Below are 17,265 nucleotides of genomic sequence, written 5' to 3' on the forward strand. Positions count from 1 at the left end.
CGGCGCCGGCAGATGTGCGACGATTCGGGCCATGCTCTCCGCCACGTGTCACTGCGGCGCTGTCCGCATCGAGATTCCGCGCCGCCCGCGCCGGCTGACGAACTGCAACTGCTCGATCTGCCGGCGGCTGGGCACGCTGTGGGCCTACTACCCGATCGAATCCGTGAAGGTGATCGGCCACCGGGCGCACACCGACGCCTATGTGCAGGGCGATCGCACGCTGCGCACCATCCGCTGCCGCACCTGCGGATGCACCACGCACTGGGAGCCGATCGACACGGTGCGCTACCGGCGCATGGGCGTGAACATCCGCAACTTCGACCCGGCCGTCATCGGCAACGTCCCGATCCGGCTGCTCGACGGTGCCGACACCTGGAGGTCGTTCACCTGGGACGACCGGCCCGGTCCACGCTGAGCCATGCCGTTTCCCCTCATCGCCCCGGTCCGCACGGCGCGCCTGCTGATCCGGCCGATCGTGGCGTCCGACCTGGCGGACCTGATGGCGGTGAATGGCGACCCGCACACCACGCGCTACCTGCCCTATGCGCACTGGCAGTCGCTGGACGACGCCGCGGCGTGGCTGAAGCGGATGGACGCGCTGGCCGCGGCCGGCACCGCGCAGCAGTACGTGCTCGAACGGGCATCGGACGCCAAGGTCGTCGGCACGATGCTGCTGTTCAAGTTCGACGAGGGCAGTGCGCGCGTCGAACTCGGCTACGTGCTCGGCCGCAGCCACTGGCGTCAGGGGTTGATGCGCGAGGCCATCCAGGCCTTGTGCGTTCACGCGTTTTCGGTCGGCGTGCGGCGCATCGAGGCCGAGGTCAACCCGCTCAACGAGGCGTCGTGCGCCTTGCTGAGCCAGATCGGTTTCGTGCACGAAGGTACGTTGCGCCGCCGCTGGGTGACGAAGGGCGTGGCGCACGATACGCGGGTCTTCGGACTGCTGGCCGATGACGACGTGAACCTGACGTTGCCGGCGTGAGCATTGCAAGTTGTCATTTCCAAAAATGACAACAAATGCAAACTAAGAAAGCCCTCGCTGTTGCGCCGTAGGCAAGCGCCAAATTTGCACGTCGACGCCCGGCGCTCCACCGGCGCGCGTGCAATACGCACGAGCGTGTATTGATACATCGTCGATACGATTTGCACATTCCATGAAATGGCTCCTCGTTGTCGATGTCACGCAACCAAATTTCCAAGTCACCGAGTGCTTTTAAGCATCTCCCGTCACGCGGTTTCAGTCTGGTCGAAGTTCTGACCGTCGTCGCGCTGATCGCCGTCTGCCTGGCGTTGGCCGCGCCACCGTTGCGCGACATGATCCAAAGAAATCGGGTTGCCAGTCAGATCAGCACTTTTCGGATGGATCTGAAATTCGCTCGTTCGGAGGCGATGAAACGCGGACAGGCGGTCAGCATCTGCCCGAGCACCGACGGCACGACGTGCCTGTCCGACAACAGCTGGCAGAACGGCTGGATCGTGTTCTACGACCAGAACGCCTCCGCCACGATCGACGGCGCCGACGTGATTCTGCGGCGCCGCCAGGGGTGGTCCGGCGGCGACACCTTCGCCGCGGCCCCGACGCTGACCGCCGTCACGTTCGGCCGCATGGGGCTCGCGTCCAATCTGGGCGCCGGGCCGTTCAACTTCATCGCCCGCGCATCGACCTCGGGCACGACTTCCACGCAATGCGTGCTGCTGAACCAGGTCGGCCAGCAGACCGTGCAGCCGGGCGGGAGCGGATCGTGCACGTGAACCGCATGACGCGTCGCCGGCGGTCCGGCGCGCAGGCCGGCTTTTCGCTGATCGAAGTGATGGTGACGCTGGTGGTCGTCGCGATCGGCGTGCTCGGCGTTTCCAAATTGCAGGCCGCCTCGGTGTCGAACACGCAGGTCTCGCGGGTGCGATCGCTGCTGTCGTTGCAGGCCGGCAGCCTGGCCGCGGCGATGCACGCCAATCCGTCGTACTGGGCCAGCGGCAAGGCGCCGACCAGCTTCACGGTCGCCGGAACGACGGTCTCCGATCCCGGCGGGGTCTTGAGCGCCGCGCCCGAGAGCAGTTGTACCGGCACCGCGCCGGCGTGCACGCCGGAGCAGATCGCCGCGCTCGACGTCCAGACCTGGGCCGGCAACCTCAGCACGCAACTTCCCACCTACTCGGGCACCGTGACCTGTTCGACCACCGCCCCGGTGACCTGCCAGATCAGCCTGAGCTGGAGCGAGAAGTACGTTGCGACCAACACCGCCAGCGCGCAGGCCGCCCAGACGGGCACGCCGACGTTCACGCTGTTCGTCTCGCCATGAGGCCCGGCCGCGTTCGACACCAGGCCGGCGTGACGCTGGTCGAGATGATGGTCGCGCTGACCATCGGGCTGTTCGTCGCGCTGGCGCTCGGCGCGATCTTCGTCAATGCCAAGTCGGCGTTCCTGGCCCAGGATGCGCTGGCCAACCTGCATGACAACGAGCGCCTCGGGATCTCGATCCTGACGACCGAGGTGCAGCTGGCCGGCTACTACCCGGACCCGAGCATGCGCATGCCGACGGACGCGCTGCCGGTGGACGACAACCCGCAGTCGCCGGTCCAGTTCGCGGCCGGGCAGGGCATCTCCGGCGCCACCGGCGCCGACGGCGCCAGCGACGCGCTCGGCATCCGCTTCGTCAGCGCCAGCGGCGACGGCCTGATGAACTGCCAGGGCAGCGTCAACAGCGGCGGCGCCAATCTGCTCGTGACCAACGTCTTCACGATCAATGCGGGCAACCAGCTGCAATGCGCGGTCAACGGCAACGCACCGGTGGCGCTGGTCAACAACGTCTCCGGGATGACGGTGCTCTACGGCACCGACAGCTCGGCCAGCGGCAACATCGACAAGTACCTGTCCGCCTCCGCGGTGACCGCCGCCGGTCTGTGGGGCCAGGTCAAGTCGGTCCAGGTGCGGCTGACCTTCGCGAGCCAGTTCGACGCCACCCAGGTCGGCGCGGCGGCCACCGGCTCGGCGACCTGGGTGCAGAACATCGGCGTGATGGGGGCGCTGTGAGACGCCACCCGCTTCGCCCCTCCCGACGCGGCTCCCGCGCCGGCAGCCGCGGCGTCATCCTGATCGTCGGCCTGCTGTTCCTGCTGGCGATCATCCTGCTGTCGCTCGCGATGGTGCGCGGCGTCGGGCTGCAGGAAAGGACGGCCGGCGGCACCCGCGACAAGGAGCGCTCCTTCGAGGCGGCGCAGGGCGCGCTGGAGTATGGCGAATGGTGGCTCTCCACCGGCGGCGGCGGCGCGTTCTCGGTGGTCTGCTCGACCCAGAACAACCCGATCAACGCGCTGGCCGTGTGCTCCAACCCGCTGAGCGCGCCGGCGACCACGCCGTGGGCCGCATGGACCACCTACCAGCCGTCGACCAGCATGAACATCGCCGCCGGCGGCGGCGTGGGCAGCAACGGCGACGTGAACTACCAGGCGGCACCCGGCCTGTACGTCTCGTACATCGGGCTGACGCCGGACGGCACCGGCACGCTGTACCAGGTCAGCGCGTTCAGCGGCGGCGGCAGCGCCGACACCATGAGCGTGGTGCAAAGCACCTACAAGCTGCAGACGGCCGCCAGAGACCTCGGAGGTTTGTAGTGAACCGGTATGTCCCCCAGAAGACCATGATGAACTCCAGATTGCATGGGATCGGCGGCGTCATCGCGCTGCTGAGCCTCGCCCTGTGCGTACCCGCGCGGGCCCAGCTCGTCATCAACGACACCTTGACCGGGGCTGCGTCGAGCTACAACTGGAAGGCACTGAACGGCGCGTGCCTCACCGCAGGCAACAACACCGGCACCATCCCCGCTTGCGTCGGTCTGCCCTATTACTCGGGCAAGACCCAGGTCGGTGGCGTCAGCGGTCGGTTGCCGGACGCGGTGGGCAGCGGTGCGTTGCGACTGACCAATGGCGACACGACCACGGGCACGAACGGCAATTCCCAGACCGGAGCGGTGGTGTCGAACTTCATGTTCCCGTCCAGCCAGGGACTGCAGGTCACATTCACGACGGTCACCTACGGCGGCAACGGTTTCATCGGCGACACCGGACTGGCCTCGGGGGCGGACGGCATCGGCTTCTTCCTCGTCGACGCTGGTACCGCGGCGTCGCCGAGACCGATCTCGGTCGGTGCGCTCGGCGGCAGCCTCGGGTATTCATGCTCGAACGGCAACGCGGTCTACGACGGCGTCGTCGGCGGCTACATCGGCATCGGCATCGACGAGTTCGGCAGCTTCTCCAACGCCAACGACAACACCCACACCGGCGCGACCGACGCGCTCGGCCCGGTGCCCGGCGTGCGGCCGGGCCGGATCAGCCTGCGCGGCGCCGGCAGCACCAACTGGGCGACGCTGAATGCCGCTTACCCGACCTACTACCCCGGGAACCTCAGCGCCTTCAACAAGATGGCGGCGGTCCACGACACGTGCAAGACCGGTTTCGTCTGGGACTACAGCAACAGCAGCAAGCCGAGGCAGACGACTACCGCGCTGGCCTTTAACTATCCCTACCTGGCGGGCAGCCAACTGCCGTCGACGGTCAGCCTCTACAACCAGGAGGCGACGAACATGCCGACGCGGGGCAACGCGACCCCGATCACCTACACGCTGAAGATCACGCAGAACGGCCTGCTCAATTTCGGCTACAGCGTCAACGGCGGATCGTCCAACCCGGTGCTCACCGACAAGCTGATCACCGCGTCCAACGGACCGTTGCCCGCGAACTTCCGCTTCGGCTTCTCGGCCGGCACCGGCTGGGGCAGCAACGTCCACGAGATCACCTGCTTCAAGGCCGCGCCGGTGACCGCTGCCAACGGCTCCGCGGGCGCCAACAGCCCGCCGAACGGGCGCACGCAGCAGGGCAACCAGGCCTACGCGGCGTATTACTCGGCCTTGAATGCCTCGGGTGGGCTGACCTCCACCACCATCAACGTCAACAGCACGACCGGTGCGATCTCGCTGGCGACCACGCCGAACTGGGATGCGAGTTGCGTGCTGACCGGCGGCGCCTGCAACGCCACCGGCGCGACCTCCGGCGCGGCGCAGGCGTCGGGCGACCGCGCGATGCTCACCTGGAACGGCGCGGCCGGTGCCGCTTTCGAGTGGGCGTCGCTGACGACCGCGCAGCAGGCATCGCTGAGCGCCGGCGATGCGTCGTCCACCGACCTGCGGTTGCGTTACCTGCGCGGCGATCGCAGCAACGAGGTCGCGAACGCCGGAACGCTGCGCACGCGAGGCAGCGTGCTCGGCGACATCGTCAACTCGAGCCCGATCTGGGTCGGCCCGCCGAATTCGCCGTATGCGATCACCTGGGCCGATGCGCTGTACCCGTCGGCGACCGCGGCGGAGACGAGCTATGCCGCGTGGGCGGGTGCGAGCGCGCGCGCCGGGCGCACCAACCTGGTTTACGTCGGCGCGAACGACGGCTTCCTGCATGGCTTCCGCGCTGGTCTCTACAGCGGCGGGTCGTTCAACGCCAGCGCGGCGACGAACGACGGGCGCGAGCTGCTGGCGTACATGCCGGCGGCAGTGCTCTCGACGATCCACTCGACCACGCCGGCGCTCGACTTCTCGAACACCCAGTACTCGCACAACTTCTTCGTCGACGCGACACCGGGCACCGGCGACCTGTTCTACGCGGGCGCCTGGCACACCTGGCTGGTCGGCGGGACCGGCTACGGCGGCAACGCGACCGGGCCGATCGGCAACAACACGTCGGTCGCCAACGGCATTCTGTTCGCGCTCGACATCACCGACCCGAGCCAGTTCAGCCAGACGAACGCGGCGTCGATCGTGATGGGCGAGTGGACCAGCAGCACGCTCGCCTGCGTGACCGGCGCCTGCGGCAGCAGCCTGGGCAGCACCGTCGGCATCCCGCTGATCCGCCGCCTGCACAACGGCGACTGGGCAGTGCTGTTCGGCAACGGGTTGAACAGCAGCAACGGCGACGCGGGCCTGTACATCATGCTGGTGAACCGCACGACCGGCGCCCGGACCTTCCGCTACCTGCCGACAGGCGCGGGGCCGGTCGCGTCGGGCGGCGTCACGATCCGCAACGGCATCGCACAAGTGACCTCGGCCGACCTCGACGGCGACCACATCACCGACTACGTCTACGCCGGCGACGCGTTCGGCAATCTCTGGCGCTTCGACCTCACGAGTTCCGACCCCGGCAGCTGGGCGGTGACGCCAGGCCCGCTGTTCAAGACGCCGGCCGGCCAGCCGATCACGACCAAGGTCCAGGTGAGCTCGGTTCCGTCCAGCGGCGCGGGCTCCAAGCCGCGGCTCATCGTCAGCTTCGGCACCGGCCAGCAGCTGCCGCAAACCCTGTCCAGCGCCGCCACGTACGCCAGCGGCAGCCAGGCGCTCTATGGCATCTGGGACTGGAACACGAGCGCCTGGAACATGATCGCGCCGGCGACCGGGCAGTTCCTCGGGCTGACGGCACCGCAGACCATCACCGCGAGTTCCCTGCAGACCCAGACCATCGCAGCGGCCAGCGTGGTGACCACCCCGCCGACCCGCACGGTGACCAGCACGCCGATCTGCTGGGCCGGAACGACCGCCTGCACCGGGACCGGCGCGAAGTACGGCTGGACCGTGGCGCTGCCGAGCGCCACCGAACAGGTGATCTACAACCCGGTGTTCGTGAACGGCGTGTTCGTGGTCAACACCACGATACCGGCCGTGTCGCAGGCCTTGTCGTGCAACGCGCAGCCGGCGTCCGGCTGGACGATGGCGGTGTCGGTCGCCACCGGCGGCGCCACGCCGAAGTCGTTCTTCCTGGACTCGCCGCTGGCCAGCGGCGTCTCGCTCGACGGTGTGGGCACGCTGACGATGCTGTCGACCAAGACCGAATCGGTGGCGCTGTTCGTCGACAAGGATGGCAACAAGCAGAAGCTGCGCATCGACCCGGGTGCCACCGGCGTCGGCTCGCGCGTCAACTGGGCGCAGCTGCGCTGAGGCAGGGACCGACCATGCGAGTGCAACGATCCGGCGGCGCGGGCTTCACGCTGATCGAGCTGATGGTGACGGTCGCGATCGTCGCGATCCTGTCGGCGATCGCGTACCCCGCCTACAGCCAGTACGTCCTGAAATCGCGCCGCACCGACGCAAAGAACGCGCTGCTCGACCTGGCGGCACGCCAGGAACGCTTCTACAGCCTGAACAACCAGTACTCGACCGTGCCCTCGGCGCTCGGCTATGCGGGCGCGGCGTTCCCGCTGAACGTGCAGACCGGCAGCGCGGCCTATTACCAGCTGACGGTCAGTGCGCCGACGCCGGCCGCCGCGACCTTGCCGACCTTCGCCGCCAGCGCCGTCCCGCTCGGCAACCAGGCCAAGGACAAGTGCGGAACCTACACGCTCACGCATCTCGGCGTGCAGGGCAACAGCACGTCGGAATCCGGCTGCTGGTGAGGGCGTCGCGCCGCCCGCTCACGCTCCGAGGCCGTACAGCGCCCGCAGCGCCTCCCGGTACTGCGCCTGCCCGCGCCCGTTGGTGCTGTAGTGGGTGCCGCCCTCGACCAGCACGAACTGCTTGGGCGCGGTGGCGCGCTCGAAAAGCGCGCGACCGAGCGCCGGCGGAATCAGCGAATCCTCGGCGCCGTGCACGACCAGCACCGGCACCTTCACGCGACCGATGCGGGCGGCCGAATCGAACCGCTGCGTGATCAGCGGCGTGATCGGCAGCCAGCCCCACCTCATGCTCTGGAACACCGCCGGGATCGACGTGAACGTGCCCTCGACGATCAGCCCCTTCGCGTCGGCGACTTCGCTTGCCAGCCGCACCGCGATCGCGCCACCGAGCGAGTGACCGAAGATGTAGCGGTCGCGTCCGGGGTGGTGCGCGGCGATCCAGGCCCAGCCGGCGCGCGCGTCGGCGTCGACGCTGGCCTCGGAGGGCAGCTCGTCGGTGCTGCGCCCGAAGCCGCGGTAGTCGATCGCGAGCACAGCGAAGCCCAGTTCGCGCATGCGGCGGATGCGGAACACGCTGCTCGCCACGTCGCGCCGGGCGCCGTGCAGGTACAGCAGCACCGGCGCCTCGGGCGTCGGGCCGTCGAGCCAGAGCGCGTGCAGCTTCGGCGGCGCGGCGGTGCCCGGTCGGCCCGACAGGTTGATCCAGACATCGTCGAAGCCTTCGATGCGCGCACCGTCGTCGCTGGCGGCGATTGCGCTCGCCTGGAAGATCCACTTGCGCTGCTGGGTGTCCAGGCTGACGCAGCCCGCGGTGGCACTTGCGGCGATCAGCGCCAGGGCCGGCCAGCGCCAGCGGATGGTCGTCAGGACATTCGGCATCGCCAACGGAGTGCGGACCTCTGCGAAAAGTTCAACGGCCGCGCCAGAACAGGCCGTCGAGTTCCTTCAGCGTGATCTGGCGCCAGGTGGGACGGCCGTGGTTGCACTGGTCGATGCGCTCGGTGCGCTCCATGTCGCGCAGCAGCGCGTTCATCTCGTCGAGCGTGAGCTGGCGGTTGGCGCGCACCGCGCCGTGGCAGGCCATCGTCGACAGGATCTCGTGTTGCGCGCGCTGGATCACCGTGCTGGCATCGAACTGCGCCAGCTCGGCGAGCACGCTGCGTGCGAGCTCGACCACGTCGCCGCCGGCCAGCGCCGCGGGCTGCGAGCGCACCGCGAGCACCGCGGCCGAGAGCGGCGCCACGTCGAGCCCGAGCGCGCGCAGGTTGTCGGCCTGCGCTTCGGCCGTCGCGATCTCGGCCGGCGTCGCCGCGAAGGTCGCCGGGATCAGGAGCGGCTGCGATTCGATCGCGGCGCTGCCGAGGCTCGCCTTCAGGCGCTCGTAGACGATGCGCTCGTGGGCCGCGTGCATGTCGACGATCACGAGCCCATGGGCGTTCTCGGCCAGCACGAAGATGCCCGCGACCTGGGCGATCGCCTTGCCGAGCGGCCAGCCCTCGGCGTCGGCCGCCGGCGTGACGGGCGCCGACGCGTCGCCGGTGCCGGTGCCGAACACGGTCGGCCCGGGCGCGGCCTGGCCGTTCCAGCGGGCCGGCAACTCCTGCGCATACAGCGTCGAGAGCTGCTGCAGTCCGAGCGACGCCTGCCGGGCGCCGTCGTAGCGCCGCGGCGCGCCCGCGAAGAACGCCGGCGCGGTGGGCTTCGCGGCGTCGACCGCGACGCTGGTCGGCGGCACGGCCCCCGCACGCGGGATCGCGAGCGCCGTCTCGACCGCACGCCGCACCGCCTGGTGCACCTCGCGCGATTCGCGAAAACGCACCTCGACCTTGGTCGGGTGCACGTTGACGTCGACCCGGTCCGGCGCGATCTCGATGAACAGCACGTAGGCCGGTTGGCGCCCGCCGTGCAGCACGTCCTCGTAGGCCGAGCGCACGCCGTGGGCGATCAGCTTGTCGCGCACGAAGCGGCCGTTGACATAGACGTACTGCTGGTCGGCGCGGGCGCGTGCCGCCTCGGGCGTGCCGCTGCGGCCGCCGATGCGCAGCACGCCCGATTCGATCGCCAGTGGTCGGCTCTGCGCGACGAAGTCCTCGCCCAGCACGTCGATCACGCGCTGCTCGGCGCTGGCGCGACGCCACTGCTGCGCGAGCTTGCCGTCGTGCCACACCGTGAAGGCGACCTCGGGCCGCGCCAGCGCATGGCGGCGCACCGCCTCGACGCAGTGGGCGAACTCGGTCGCCTCGGTCTTCAGGAACTTGCGCCGGGCCGGCGTCGCGAAGAACAGTTCGCGCACCTCGACGCTGGTGCCGGTGCCGCGCGCCGCCGGCACCAGCTCGCCGGAGCGTGCGTCCAGGCGCTGCGCGTGGGCGGCGTCGGCGGTGCGGCTGGCGATCGAGAGCTCGGCGATCGAGGCGATCGCGGCCAGCGCCTCGCCGCGGAAGCCCATCGTCGTGACGCCTTCGAGTTCGCTCAGCGAGCCGATCTTGCTCGTGGCATGGCGGCGCAGCGCCAAGGGCAGTTCGTCGGCCGGGATGCCGGCGCCGTCGTCCTCGACCACGATGGACCGGATGCCACCGGCGACCAGCTTGACCGCGATTTCGGTCGCGCCGGCGTCGAGCGCGTTGTCGACCAGCTCGCGCACCACCGAGGCCGGCCGTTCGACGACCTCGCCGGCGGCGATCTGGCTGACGAGTTCGTCGGGCAGCTCGCGGATCGGGCGGCGCGGCTGCGGCTGGAGCACGGCGTTCATCGGCGCATTGTAGGAAGCGCGACAGGGGCGTCGCCCGAAGCCGCCAATTGGGCGGGCTTGGGGCGCCAAATCGACGGATCGCGCCGGGTCGCCTCTCGGTCACAATGCGCTTTCAGTCATCCGCAGTACCCCATGATTGATCCGTCCCCATCGACCGCCGTCGCCCCGCCCGTTGAAAGCCCCGCCTTTCTGCGCGCGGTGACGCAGCTGGGCCAGAAGCGGCCGGTGACCACCTCGCGCGCGATCTACAACCACCAGGGCATCAAGTTGCTCGAGGGCGGCGTCCAGATCGACGCGACGCTGCACGACCGACTGCTCGTGCACCGCCTCGCGGCGCCGCTGGACGAAAGCATCGAAGGCGGCCCGTTGGTCAGCGGCATGGCCTTGCGCGAGGCGGCCGAGGCGGCGATGGCGCGCTGGCCGTTCTTCGCGCTGATGGGGCCGCCCGGGCGGGTCCGCAGCATGCTGCTGCAGTCGATCGAGGCGATCCCGCTGCCGCGCCCGGTCGCGTTCCACCTGACGCTGGCGCGCGAGACCCGGCCGGCGATCTTCGAGCACAGCATCCTGATGGCGCTGCTCTGCGCGCACCTGGTGCGCGAGGGCGGGGCGCCGATCCACGACATGACGGTCGCCGCGAGTGCCGGCCTGCTGCACGACCTGGGCATGCTGCACATCGACGCCGAGCTGCTCGACGCCGGCAACACGCTGAGCGGCGACGAACGACGCCCGCTGTACGCGCACCCGGTCACCGGCTCGATGCTCATCGCGCGCTTCCACGAGTACCCGACGCAGGTGGCGCGCGCCGTGCTCGAGCACCACGAGGTGCTCGACGGCGCCGGCTACCCGCGCGGTCTCGCGGGCGAGTCGATCAGCCCGCTCGGGCGATTGCTGTCGCTGTGCGAGGTCGTCACCGCGATGTTCGATGGCGACCGCGAGCGGCCCGATCAGCGCGTCTCGCTGCTGCTACGCGTCAACCCCAAGCGCTTCGATCCGAGCCTGGTGCCGTCGATCCACCGCCTGCTCCGTGCGCTGCCACCGGCCGATGGCGAGGTCGACGCGACGATCCCGGAATCGGTCGCGCAGCTGCGCACGCTCGACGGCCTGCTGACCCAGTGGCACACCGCGGCGGCCGACTCGGCCCCGGCGCTCGACGCGCCCGGCCGTGCCGTGTTGAAGGTCATGGCGGAGCAGGCCGAGCGGCTGCACCGAATGCTGGTCGGCGCCGGTATCACGCCCGAGCAGCTCGACTTCCTAGGCCAGCTGACCGAGCCCGACAGCCGGCTGCGTGCCGAACTGTGGGCGCTGCAGAACGAACTGCGCTGGAACCTGCGTGCCAGCGCGAACCAGTTGCGCCGTCGCTGGCGCGCCGGCGCCGGCGGGCAGGCGTTCCCGGCCGCGGTCGCCACCTGGCTCGACGACGTCGAAGGCCTGGACAGCGCCGCCTGACTGCTGCGCGCAGGGGGTGCGACGTCGCACCGCGATAATCGAGCCGCATGGAAATCCTTCACCAACTGCTCGACTTCATCCTGCACGTCGACGTGCACTTGCGCACCTTCGTCGAGGCCTACGGTGCCTGGGTCTACGCGCTGCTGTTCCTGATCATCTTTGTCGAGACCGGCGTGGTGGTGATGCCGTTCCTGCCCGGCGATTCGCTGCTGTTCGTCGTCGGCGCGCTGTGCGGCGCCGGGCTGATGAGCCTGCCGCTGGTGATCGCGCTGCTGATCGCCGCGGCGATCCTGGGCAACCAGAGCAACTACATGATCGGGCGGCACTTCGGCCCGCGGGTGTTCCAGTGGGAGAGCTCGCGCTTCTTCAACAAGAAGGCCTTTGACCAGGCGCACGCGTTCTACGAGCAATACGGCGGCGTGACGATCGTCGCCGCACGCTTCATGCCGTTCCTGCGCACGTTCGCGCCGTTCGTGGCCGGCGTCGCGCAGATGACGCGGCGCAAGTTCACCTTCTTCGACGTCGTCGGCGCGGTGCTGTGGGTCGGCGGCGTGACGCTGGCCGGCTACCTGTTCGGCAACATCCCGTGGGTCCAGCGGCACCTGGACAAGATCATCTGGGGCGCGATCCTGCTGCCGGGCCTGCTGGTGATCGCGGGGGCCTGGCGGGCGCGCCGCAAGCAGGCTGCCCTCACGCCCTGAAGGCGCGCCGCAGTTCGGCCGCGCACAGCGCGACCGCGGTGTTCGCCTCGTCGAGCACCTTGCCCATGGTCACGAAGCCGTGGATCTGGCGGTCGAAGCAGACGTAGCTCGCCCGGTTGCCCGCCGCGGTCAGTCGCTCGGCATAGGCCTTGCCCTCGTCGCGCAGCGGGTCGAAGCCGGCGGTCAGCACCAGCGCGGGCGGCAGCCGCCCCAGGTCCTCGTGGAGCAGCGGCGAGGCGCGCCAGTCGGTGTACTGCGCCCGGTCCCTGATGTAGTGGCCGGTGAAGTAGTCCATCGTGTCGCGGGTCAGCAGATAGCCCTGCGCGTTCTCGGTGTGCGAGGCGTGGCCGCGGCGCTGATCGGTCGCCGGGTAGATCAGCAGCTGGAACGCGATCGGCAGATCGCCGCCGTCGCGCACGGTGAGCGAGACGACGGCGGCGAGGTTGCCGCCGGCGCTGTCGCCGCCTACGGCAAGGCGTGTCGCGTCCACGTGCAATTCGGCCGCGTGGGCATGCACCCAGCGGGTCGCGGCGACGCAGTCGTCGACGGCGGCCGGGAACGGGTGCTCCGGCCCCATCCGGTAGTCGACCGCGACCACCGCGCAGCCCGCGCCGTTCGCAAGCTCGCGGCACAGCGTGTCGTGGGTGTCCAGGTCGCCGATCACCCAGCCGCCGCCGTGGTAGTAGACGAGCACGGGAAGCGCCGCGTCGTCGGCGGCGCCGAGCGGCCGGTATGCGCGCAGCGGGATCGACCCGTGCGGCCCGCTGGCCTGCAGGTCGCGCACCTGCGCCATGTCGGGCGGCGTGGGCTGGGTGACGCCGCGGCGCTCGCGATAGAACGCGCGCGCATCGGCGACGCTCAGCGTGTGGGTGGGCGGGATCTGGCGTTGCTCCATCAGGTCGAGCAGGGCGCGGGCTTGGGGGTGCAGCATGGTGGTGTGGGTGAGGGTCAGAGCGTCTCGGCGGCGTCGAAATCGAGTTCGACCTTCGCGCCGTTCGGGTCGTAGGTGAAGAGCTGCCAGGTGCCGGCGCCGACCTGGCGGCGCAGGTCGTACTTGGTGCCCGACTCGTCGAAGCGTGCCTTCACGGCGCGCAGGTCGGTCGCGGTGAACGCCATGTGGTCGATCACGCCGGCGCGCTGCGTCGGTACCGGCCGGTCGAAGTACATGTGCAGCACCGCCTGCGGCGCGCCGGCATACAGCCACGCACCGGGAAACCCCAGGTCGGGCCGCGGCCCGACCGTCATGCCGAGCAGGCCGACGTAGAAATCGAGCGTCTTCCTTTCGTCTTCGGCGACGATGGTGAAGTGGTTCATGCCGACGATCATCCCGTCATCTCCTCAAGCCGTCAGGACCAGCGCGCCGATCGAGCCGCGCGACTCGAGCCGCGCGTGCGCCTGGGCTGCGGCCTCCAGAGCATAGCGTTCGATGCGCGGCGGCGTCAGCGTGCGGTCGGCCAGCGCGGCCCAGACCCGCTGCGCACGCTCGGCGAGCTGGGCGTTCGTGGCGACGTAGTCGAACACGACCGGCCGCGAGAAGCTCAGCGACTTGGCGACCAGCGCATCCGGCGGCAGCGGCGCCAGCGCGCCGGTCGCCTGGCCCAGGCTGATCCAGTGGCCGCGCCGCGCCAGCGCGGCCAGGTTCTCGTCGCGGGCCGCGTCGCCCAGGCCGTCGATCACCACGTCGGCCCCGCCACAGGTGCGCTGCACCACGTCGGCGAAGCGGTAGTCGGCGGTGACGATGACGTGCTCGCAACCGTGCTCGCGCGCGACCCGTGCCTTCTCCGGCGTCGAGACCGTGCCGAGCACGACCGCACCGAGGCGCCGCGCCCACTGGCACACCAGCAGGCCGAGGCCGCCGGCGGCCGCGTGCACGAGCAGGCGCGTGCCGGGGCCGACGTGGCCGAGGTCGCGCAGCAGGTAGTCGGCGGTGATGCCCTTCAGCAGCAGCGCGGCGGCGACGTCGTCCTCGACCGCCGCGGGCAGGCGCACGACCCAGTCGGCCGGCACGCTGCGCACGCCGGCATAAGCCCCCGGCACCGGGCCGAGGTAGGCCACGCGGTCGCCCGGCAGCAGCCCGCCGACGCCAGCGCCTGCGTCGATCACGCTGCCCGCCGCCTCCATGCCCGGCACGCCGGGCAGGGGCAGCATGCCGGGGATCCAGCCCCGCCGCAGGTACACGTCGAGGTAGTTCACGCCGATCGCGCGCTGACGGATCCGCACCTCGCCGGCTGCCGGCGCAGGTGCCTGCGCGTCCTCGGGCTGCAGCACGTCGGCGCCGCCGTAGCGGTGCACGGCCACCTGCCGCGTCGGCAGTGACAGCGCGGTGGGCAACGGGGCACTGCCGCGCGGCTGCAGGTCACCGCCGCGTTCCAGGTGGCGGCGCAGGTTCGCGAAGCCGGCTTCGTAGACGCCTTGCGCCACCATGTCGCGCAGTTCGCGCTCGCGGCCGGGGGGCGTCGCGAAGGTCGATTCCCAGTGCCAGAAGGTGCGGTTGCCGTCGGTGATGGGCTTGAGCGTCAGCGTCGCGACATAGCGCTGCAGCGGTACGGTCGCCTCGACGATGCAGTAGGTGCTCTTGTGCTCGGTGTCCGAGAGCGTCAGCAACTGCTCGCGGATGCGGTTGCCGTCGCGCAGGCTGAAGCTGCGCACGCAGCCGACCTGGTCGCTGCGCTCGTCGCCCTCGATCCGGCTCGACTCGACCACGTCGTGCCACTGGTCGTGGCTGTTGAAGTCGCGCAGCACCGCCCACACGCGCTCGATCGGCGCATCGATCACCGTGGAGCGGACGACGCGCTGCAGCATCAACGCCCGCCGAAGTGGCGCTTCAACGCGTCGAAGCCGCCCTGGAACACGCCGCCGCCGATCGATTCGACCAGCTCGCGCTCGCGGCCCGCGTCGCACTCGAACTCGGCGCTCCATTCGGCGAAGCAGCGGCCGCCGTCGGTGACCGGTGTCAGCTTCAGCGTCGCGACGTAGTTCGTCACGCCCATCGGGCTCTCGAGGATCTCGTAGCTGCAGCTGTAGTCGTAGTCGGACAGCGCCAGCAGCTTCTCGCGGATCATGCCGCCGTCACGCAGATGAAAGTGGCGGATGCAGCCGACGCGGTCGGCCGGCTGGCCGTTCTCGATCCGGCTGTCGGCAATGGCGGGGTGCCACTGCGGCAACCCGTTGAAATCGCGGATGCGCGACCAGACGTTGTCGGCGCTGGCGTCGATGACGCTGGAGGCGTAGACCTGCACCATCGATCAGTCCTTCTTTGGCGCCGGCGGCAGCGAGGCCTGTGCGCCGCTCGCGCTGCCGACGAGCCGCTGGATGTCGCCGCCCTCGATGCCGATCTCGCGCAGCAGCTGGTCGACCAACGGCGCCTGGGCGCGGAAGCGCAGCGCCGAGTTGACGACGCTGTCCGAGAAGTTGCCGCCATGGCCGTTCTCGCTGCCGGGGCCGCCGCCCGAGCCGCCGAGCCCGTCCACCTGGAGGATCTTGATGCCCTCGATGCGCTCCAGCGGGCGCACCGATTCGCGGATGATGCCCTCGGCCTTCTCGACCAGCCGCAGCCGCAGCGCCGACATGCGCGCCTCCGGGCTCAGCATGTTGTGGGCCGTGTTCATCAGCTGCAGGCCCTCGGCCTCGACCTCGGCGCGCAGGCGCATCGCCATCGAGCGGATCTTGTCGGCGTCGGCATCGGCCTCGGCCTGGGCGCGCACCGCATCGCCGCGGTCGGCGCTCGCGGCCTTCTCGGCCTGCGCCGCAGACGTCAGGCGCAGCGCGTCGCGCTCGGCGATCTGCGCGGCGCCGATCAGGTCGATGGCCTTCTTGCGCTCCGCCATCTCGACCTCGCGCGCGGTGAACACCTTCTCCTCGGCCGAGATCGCCAGCGCGCGGGCGATCTCCGCCTCGGCCTGGGCCTCGCTCTGCGCCTTGCTCTCGCGCGCGATCGCGATCGAACGCTGCTGCTCGGCCAGCTCCATCGTCATCCGGCGCTCGATCTCGGCCGCCTGGATCGCGCGCTCCTTGCCGATGCGCTCCTGCTCGAGCGTCTGCTCGGAGCGGATGCGCGCGGTGTCGATCGTCTGCTTCGCCGCGATCTGCGCGCCCTCGGCGGCCTGCTCGCGCTGGGCGCGCTCGGTCGTGACCTCGGCGCGCTGACGGGCGCGGGCGATCTCGACCTCGCGCTGCTGGCTCAGGCGCGCGTACTCGCCCTCGCGGTCGATCTCGAGCGAGAGCTTCTCCGCCTCGAGGTTCTTGTTCCGGATGGCGATCAGCGTGTCCTGCTCGACGTCGTTGCGCTGCTTCTTGCGGTGCTCGATCTGCTCGGTCAGGCGGGTCAGGCCCTCGGCGTCGAACGCGTTGCTCGGGTTGAAGAACTCCATGCCGGTCTGGTCGAGCTGGGTCAGCGACGCGGCTTCGAGCTCCAGGCCGTTCTTGGTCAGGTCCTCGGCCACGGTCTCGCGCACCCGCTTCACGTAGGTGCCGCGCTTCTCGTGCAGCTCCTCCATCGTCATCTCGGCCGCCGCGGTGCGCAGCGCGTCGACGAACTTGCCCTCGACCAGTTCCTTCAGCTGGTCGGGCTCCATCGTGCGCAGGCCGAGCGTCTGCGCCGCGTTGGCGACCGCCTCGGGCCGGGCCGCGACGCGCACGTAGAACTCGGCGATCACGTCGACCCGCATCCGGTCCTTGGTGATCAGCGCCTTGTCGCGGCCGCGGCTCACTTCGAGCCGCAGCGTGTTCATGTTGACCGGGATCACGTCGTGCACGATCGGCAGCACGAAGGCGCCACCATCGAGCACGACCTTCTGGCCGCCCAGGCCGGTGCGCACGAATGCGCGCTCCTTCGAACTGCGAAGGTAGAGCCAGTGCATGAGCCACACGACGATCGCGACGACGATCGCAACGACGATCAGGCCGAGGATGAAACTGCCGAACTGCGAACCGGACATGGT

General features: G+C 70.0%; 17 protein-coding genes. 10 read left to right on the plus strand and 7 right to left on the minus strand.

Annotated elements, in window-relative coordinates; all coding sequences use genetic code 11:
* Positions 1-31: 31 nt before the first annotated feature.
* From ACWH49_RS19945 to ACWH49_RS19980, 8 genes are all read left to right on the plus strand, one after another.
* Positions 32-415, plus strand: coding sequence for a GFA family protein (locus tag ACWH49_RS19945; protein ID WP_448173051.1), 384 nt, complete (start codon positions 32-34; stop codon positions 413-415).
* Positions 416-418: 3 nt separating this feature from the next.
* Entirely contained in the window at positions 419-982 is a 564-nt protein-coding gene (locus ACWH49_RS19950; protein WP_448173052.1) for a GNAT family N-acetyltransferase, read from the plus strand.
* A 194-nt stretch (positions 983-1,176) separates the two neighbouring features.
* Complete coding sequence (locus ACWH49_RS19955; RefSeq protein ID WP_448174369.1) at positions 1,177-1,752, plus strand: GspH/FimT family pseudopilin; 576 nt, start codon at positions 1,177-1,179, stop codon at positions 1,750-1,752.
* Positions 1,753-1,757: 5 nt separating this feature from the next.
* Positions 1,758-2,300: a type IV pilus modification protein PilV gene (pilV, locus tag ACWH49_RS19960; RefSeq protein ID WP_448174370.1), complete on the plus strand. Its 543-nt coding sequence runs from the start codon at positions 1,758-1,760 to the stop codon at positions 2,298-2,300.
* Positions 2,297-3,031, plus strand: a complete 735-nt coding sequence (locus tag ACWH49_RS19965) for a PilW family protein (RefSeq protein ID WP_448173053.1) — start codon at positions 2,297-2,299, stop codon at positions 3,029-3,031. The genes pilV and ACWH49_RS19965 overlap by 4 nt, the downstream gene beginning before the upstream one ends.
* Positions 3,028-3,612, plus strand: coding sequence for a pilus assembly PilX family protein (locus ACWH49_RS19970; RefSeq protein ID WP_448173054.1), 585 nt, complete (start codon positions 3,028-3,030; stop codon positions 3,610-3,612). Before ACWH49_RS19965 ends, ACWH49_RS19970 begins: the two co-directional genes overlap by 4 nt.
* 26 nt (positions 3,613-3,638) lie before the next feature.
* Complete coding sequence (locus ACWH49_RS19975; protein ID WP_448173055.1) at positions 3,639-6,974, plus strand: pilus assembly protein; 3,336 nt, start codon at positions 3,639-3,641, stop codon at positions 6,972-6,974.
* 14 nt (positions 6,975-6,988) lie between these two features.
* Entirely contained in the window at positions 6,989-7,429 is a 441-nt protein-coding gene (locus tag ACWH49_RS19980) for a type IV pilin protein (RefSeq protein WP_448173056.1), read from the plus strand.
* 18 nt (positions 7,430-7,447) lie between these two features.
* On the opposite strand, the gene ACWH49_RS19985 is transcribed toward ACWH49_RS19980, so the two are convergent.
* On the minus strand, positions 7,448-8,308 hold the full coding sequence (locus tag ACWH49_RS19985; protein ID WP_448174371.1) for an alpha/beta hydrolase: 861 nt from the start codon (positions 8,306-8,308) through the stop codon (positions 7,448-7,450).
* A 31-nt stretch (positions 8,309-8,339) separates the two neighbouring features.
* Positions 8,340-10,178, minus strand: coding sequence for a DNA mismatch repair endonuclease MutL (gene mutL, locus ACWH49_RS19990; RefSeq protein ID WP_448173057.1), 1,839 nt, complete (start codon positions 10,176-10,178; stop codon positions 8,340-8,342).
* A 225-nt stretch (positions 10,179-10,403) separates the two neighbouring features.
* Here mutL and ACWH49_RS19995 point away from each other — a divergent pair, with 225 nt between their 5' ends.
* Complete coding sequence (locus tag ACWH49_RS19995) at positions 10,404-11,624, plus strand: HD-GYP domain-containing protein (RefSeq protein WP_448173058.1); 1,221 nt, start codon at positions 10,404-10,406, stop codon at positions 11,622-11,624.
* A 47-nt stretch (positions 11,625-11,671) separates the two neighbouring features.
* On the plus strand, positions 11,672-12,325 hold the full coding sequence (locus tag ACWH49_RS20000; protein ID WP_448173059.1) for a DedA family protein: 654 nt from the start codon (positions 11,672-11,674) through the stop codon (positions 12,323-12,325).
* Here ACWH49_RS20000 and ACWH49_RS20005 read toward each other — a convergent pair.
* The 5 genes from ACWH49_RS20005 to ACWH49_RS20025 are packed head-to-tail and all read right to left on the minus strand — an operon-like array spanning position 12,315 to position 17,262.
* Complete coding sequence (locus ACWH49_RS20005) at positions 12,315-13,256, minus strand: alpha/beta hydrolase (RefSeq protein ID WP_448173060.1); 942 nt, start codon at positions 13,254-13,256, stop codon at positions 12,315-12,317. The two genes, ACWH49_RS20000 and ACWH49_RS20005, sit on opposite strands and share 11 nt — an antisense overlap.
* Before the next feature lie 17 nt (positions 13,257-13,273).
* Entirely contained in the window at positions 13,274-13,639 is a 366-nt protein-coding gene (locus ACWH49_RS20010; protein WP_448173061.1) for a VOC family protein, read from the minus strand.
* 24 nt (positions 13,640-13,663) lie between these two features.
* The gene (locus ACWH49_RS20015; protein ID WP_448173062.1) at positions 13,664-15,127 is read right to left on the minus strand and encodes an SRPBCC family protein; all 1,464 of its coding nucleotides are present in this window, start codon (positions 15,125-15,127) and stop codon (positions 13,664-13,666) included.
* Positions 15,127-15,567, minus strand: coding sequence for an SRPBCC family protein (locus ACWH49_RS20020; RefSeq protein WP_056468096.1), 441 nt, complete (start codon positions 15,565-15,567; stop codon positions 15,127-15,129). Before ACWH49_RS20020 ends, ACWH49_RS20015 begins: the two co-directional genes overlap by 1 nt.
* A gap of 3 nt (positions 15,568-15,570) precedes the next feature.
* Positions 15,571-17,262, minus strand: a complete 1,692-nt coding sequence (locus ACWH49_RS20025; RefSeq protein ID WP_448173063.1) for a flotillin family protein — start codon at positions 17,260-17,262, stop codon at positions 15,571-15,573.
* Between the last annotated feature and the right edge of the window lie 3 nt (positions 17,263-17,265).

Source organism: Rhizobacter fulvus (assembly GCF_964020785.1).

Coding starts and splice junctions, on each gene's coding strand:
- ACWH49_RS19945 (WP_448173051.1), top strand. CDS start 32: ATGCTCTCCGCCACGTGTCACTGCGGCGCTGTCCGCATCGAGATTCCG.
- ACWH49_RS19950 (WP_448173052.1), top strand. CDS start 419: ATGCCGTTTCCCCTCATCGCCCCGGTCCGCACGGCGCGCCTGCTGATC.
- ACWH49_RS19955 (WP_448174369.1), top strand. CDS start 1,177: ATGTCACGCAACCAAATTTCCAAGTCACCGAGTGCTTTTAAGCATCTC.
- pilV (WP_448174370.1), top strand. CDS start 1,758: ATGACGCGTCGCCGGCGGTCCGGCGCGCAGGCCGGCTTTTCGCTGATC.
- ACWH49_RS19965 (WP_448173053.1), top strand. CDS start 2,297: ATGAGGCCCGGCCGCGTTCGACACCAGGCCGGCGTGACGCTGGTCGAG.
- ACWH49_RS19975 (WP_448173055.1), top strand. CDS start 3,639: ATGATGAACTCCAGATTGCATGGGATCGGCGGCGTCATCGCGCTGCTG.
- ACWH49_RS19980 (WP_448173056.1), top strand. CDS start 6,989: ATGCGAGTGCAACGATCCGGCGGCGCGGGCTTCACGCTGATCGAGCTG.
- ACWH49_RS19985 (WP_448174371.1), bottom strand. CDS start 8,308: ATGCCGAATGTCCTGACGACCATCCGCTGGCGCTGGCCGGCCCTGGCG.
- mutL (WP_448173057.1), bottom strand. CDS start 10,178: ATGAACGCCGTGCTCCAGCCGCAGCCGCGCCGCCCGATCCGCGAGCTG.
- ACWH49_RS20000 (WP_448173059.1), top strand. CDS start 11,672: ATGGAAATCCTTCACCAACTGCTCGACTTCATCCTGCACGTCGACGTG.
- ACWH49_RS20005 (WP_448173060.1), bottom strand. CDS start 13,256: ATGCTGCACCCCCAAGCCCGCGCCCTGCTCGACCTGATGGAGCAACGC.
- ACWH49_RS20010 (WP_448173061.1), bottom strand. CDS start 13,639: ATGAACCACTTCACCATCGTCGCCGAAGACGAAAGGAAGACGCTCGAT.
- ACWH49_RS20015 (WP_448173062.1), bottom strand. CDS start 15,127: ATGCTGCAGCGCGTCGTCCGCTCCACGGTGATCGATGCGCCGATCGAG.
- ACWH49_RS20020 (WP_056468096.1), bottom strand. CDS start 15,567: ATGGTGCAGGTCTACGCCTCCAGCGTCATCGACGCCAGCGCCGACAAC.
- ACWH49_RS20025 (WP_448173063.1), bottom strand. CDS start 17,262: ATGTCCGGTTCGCAGTTCGGCAGTTTCATCCTCGGCCTGATCGTCGTT.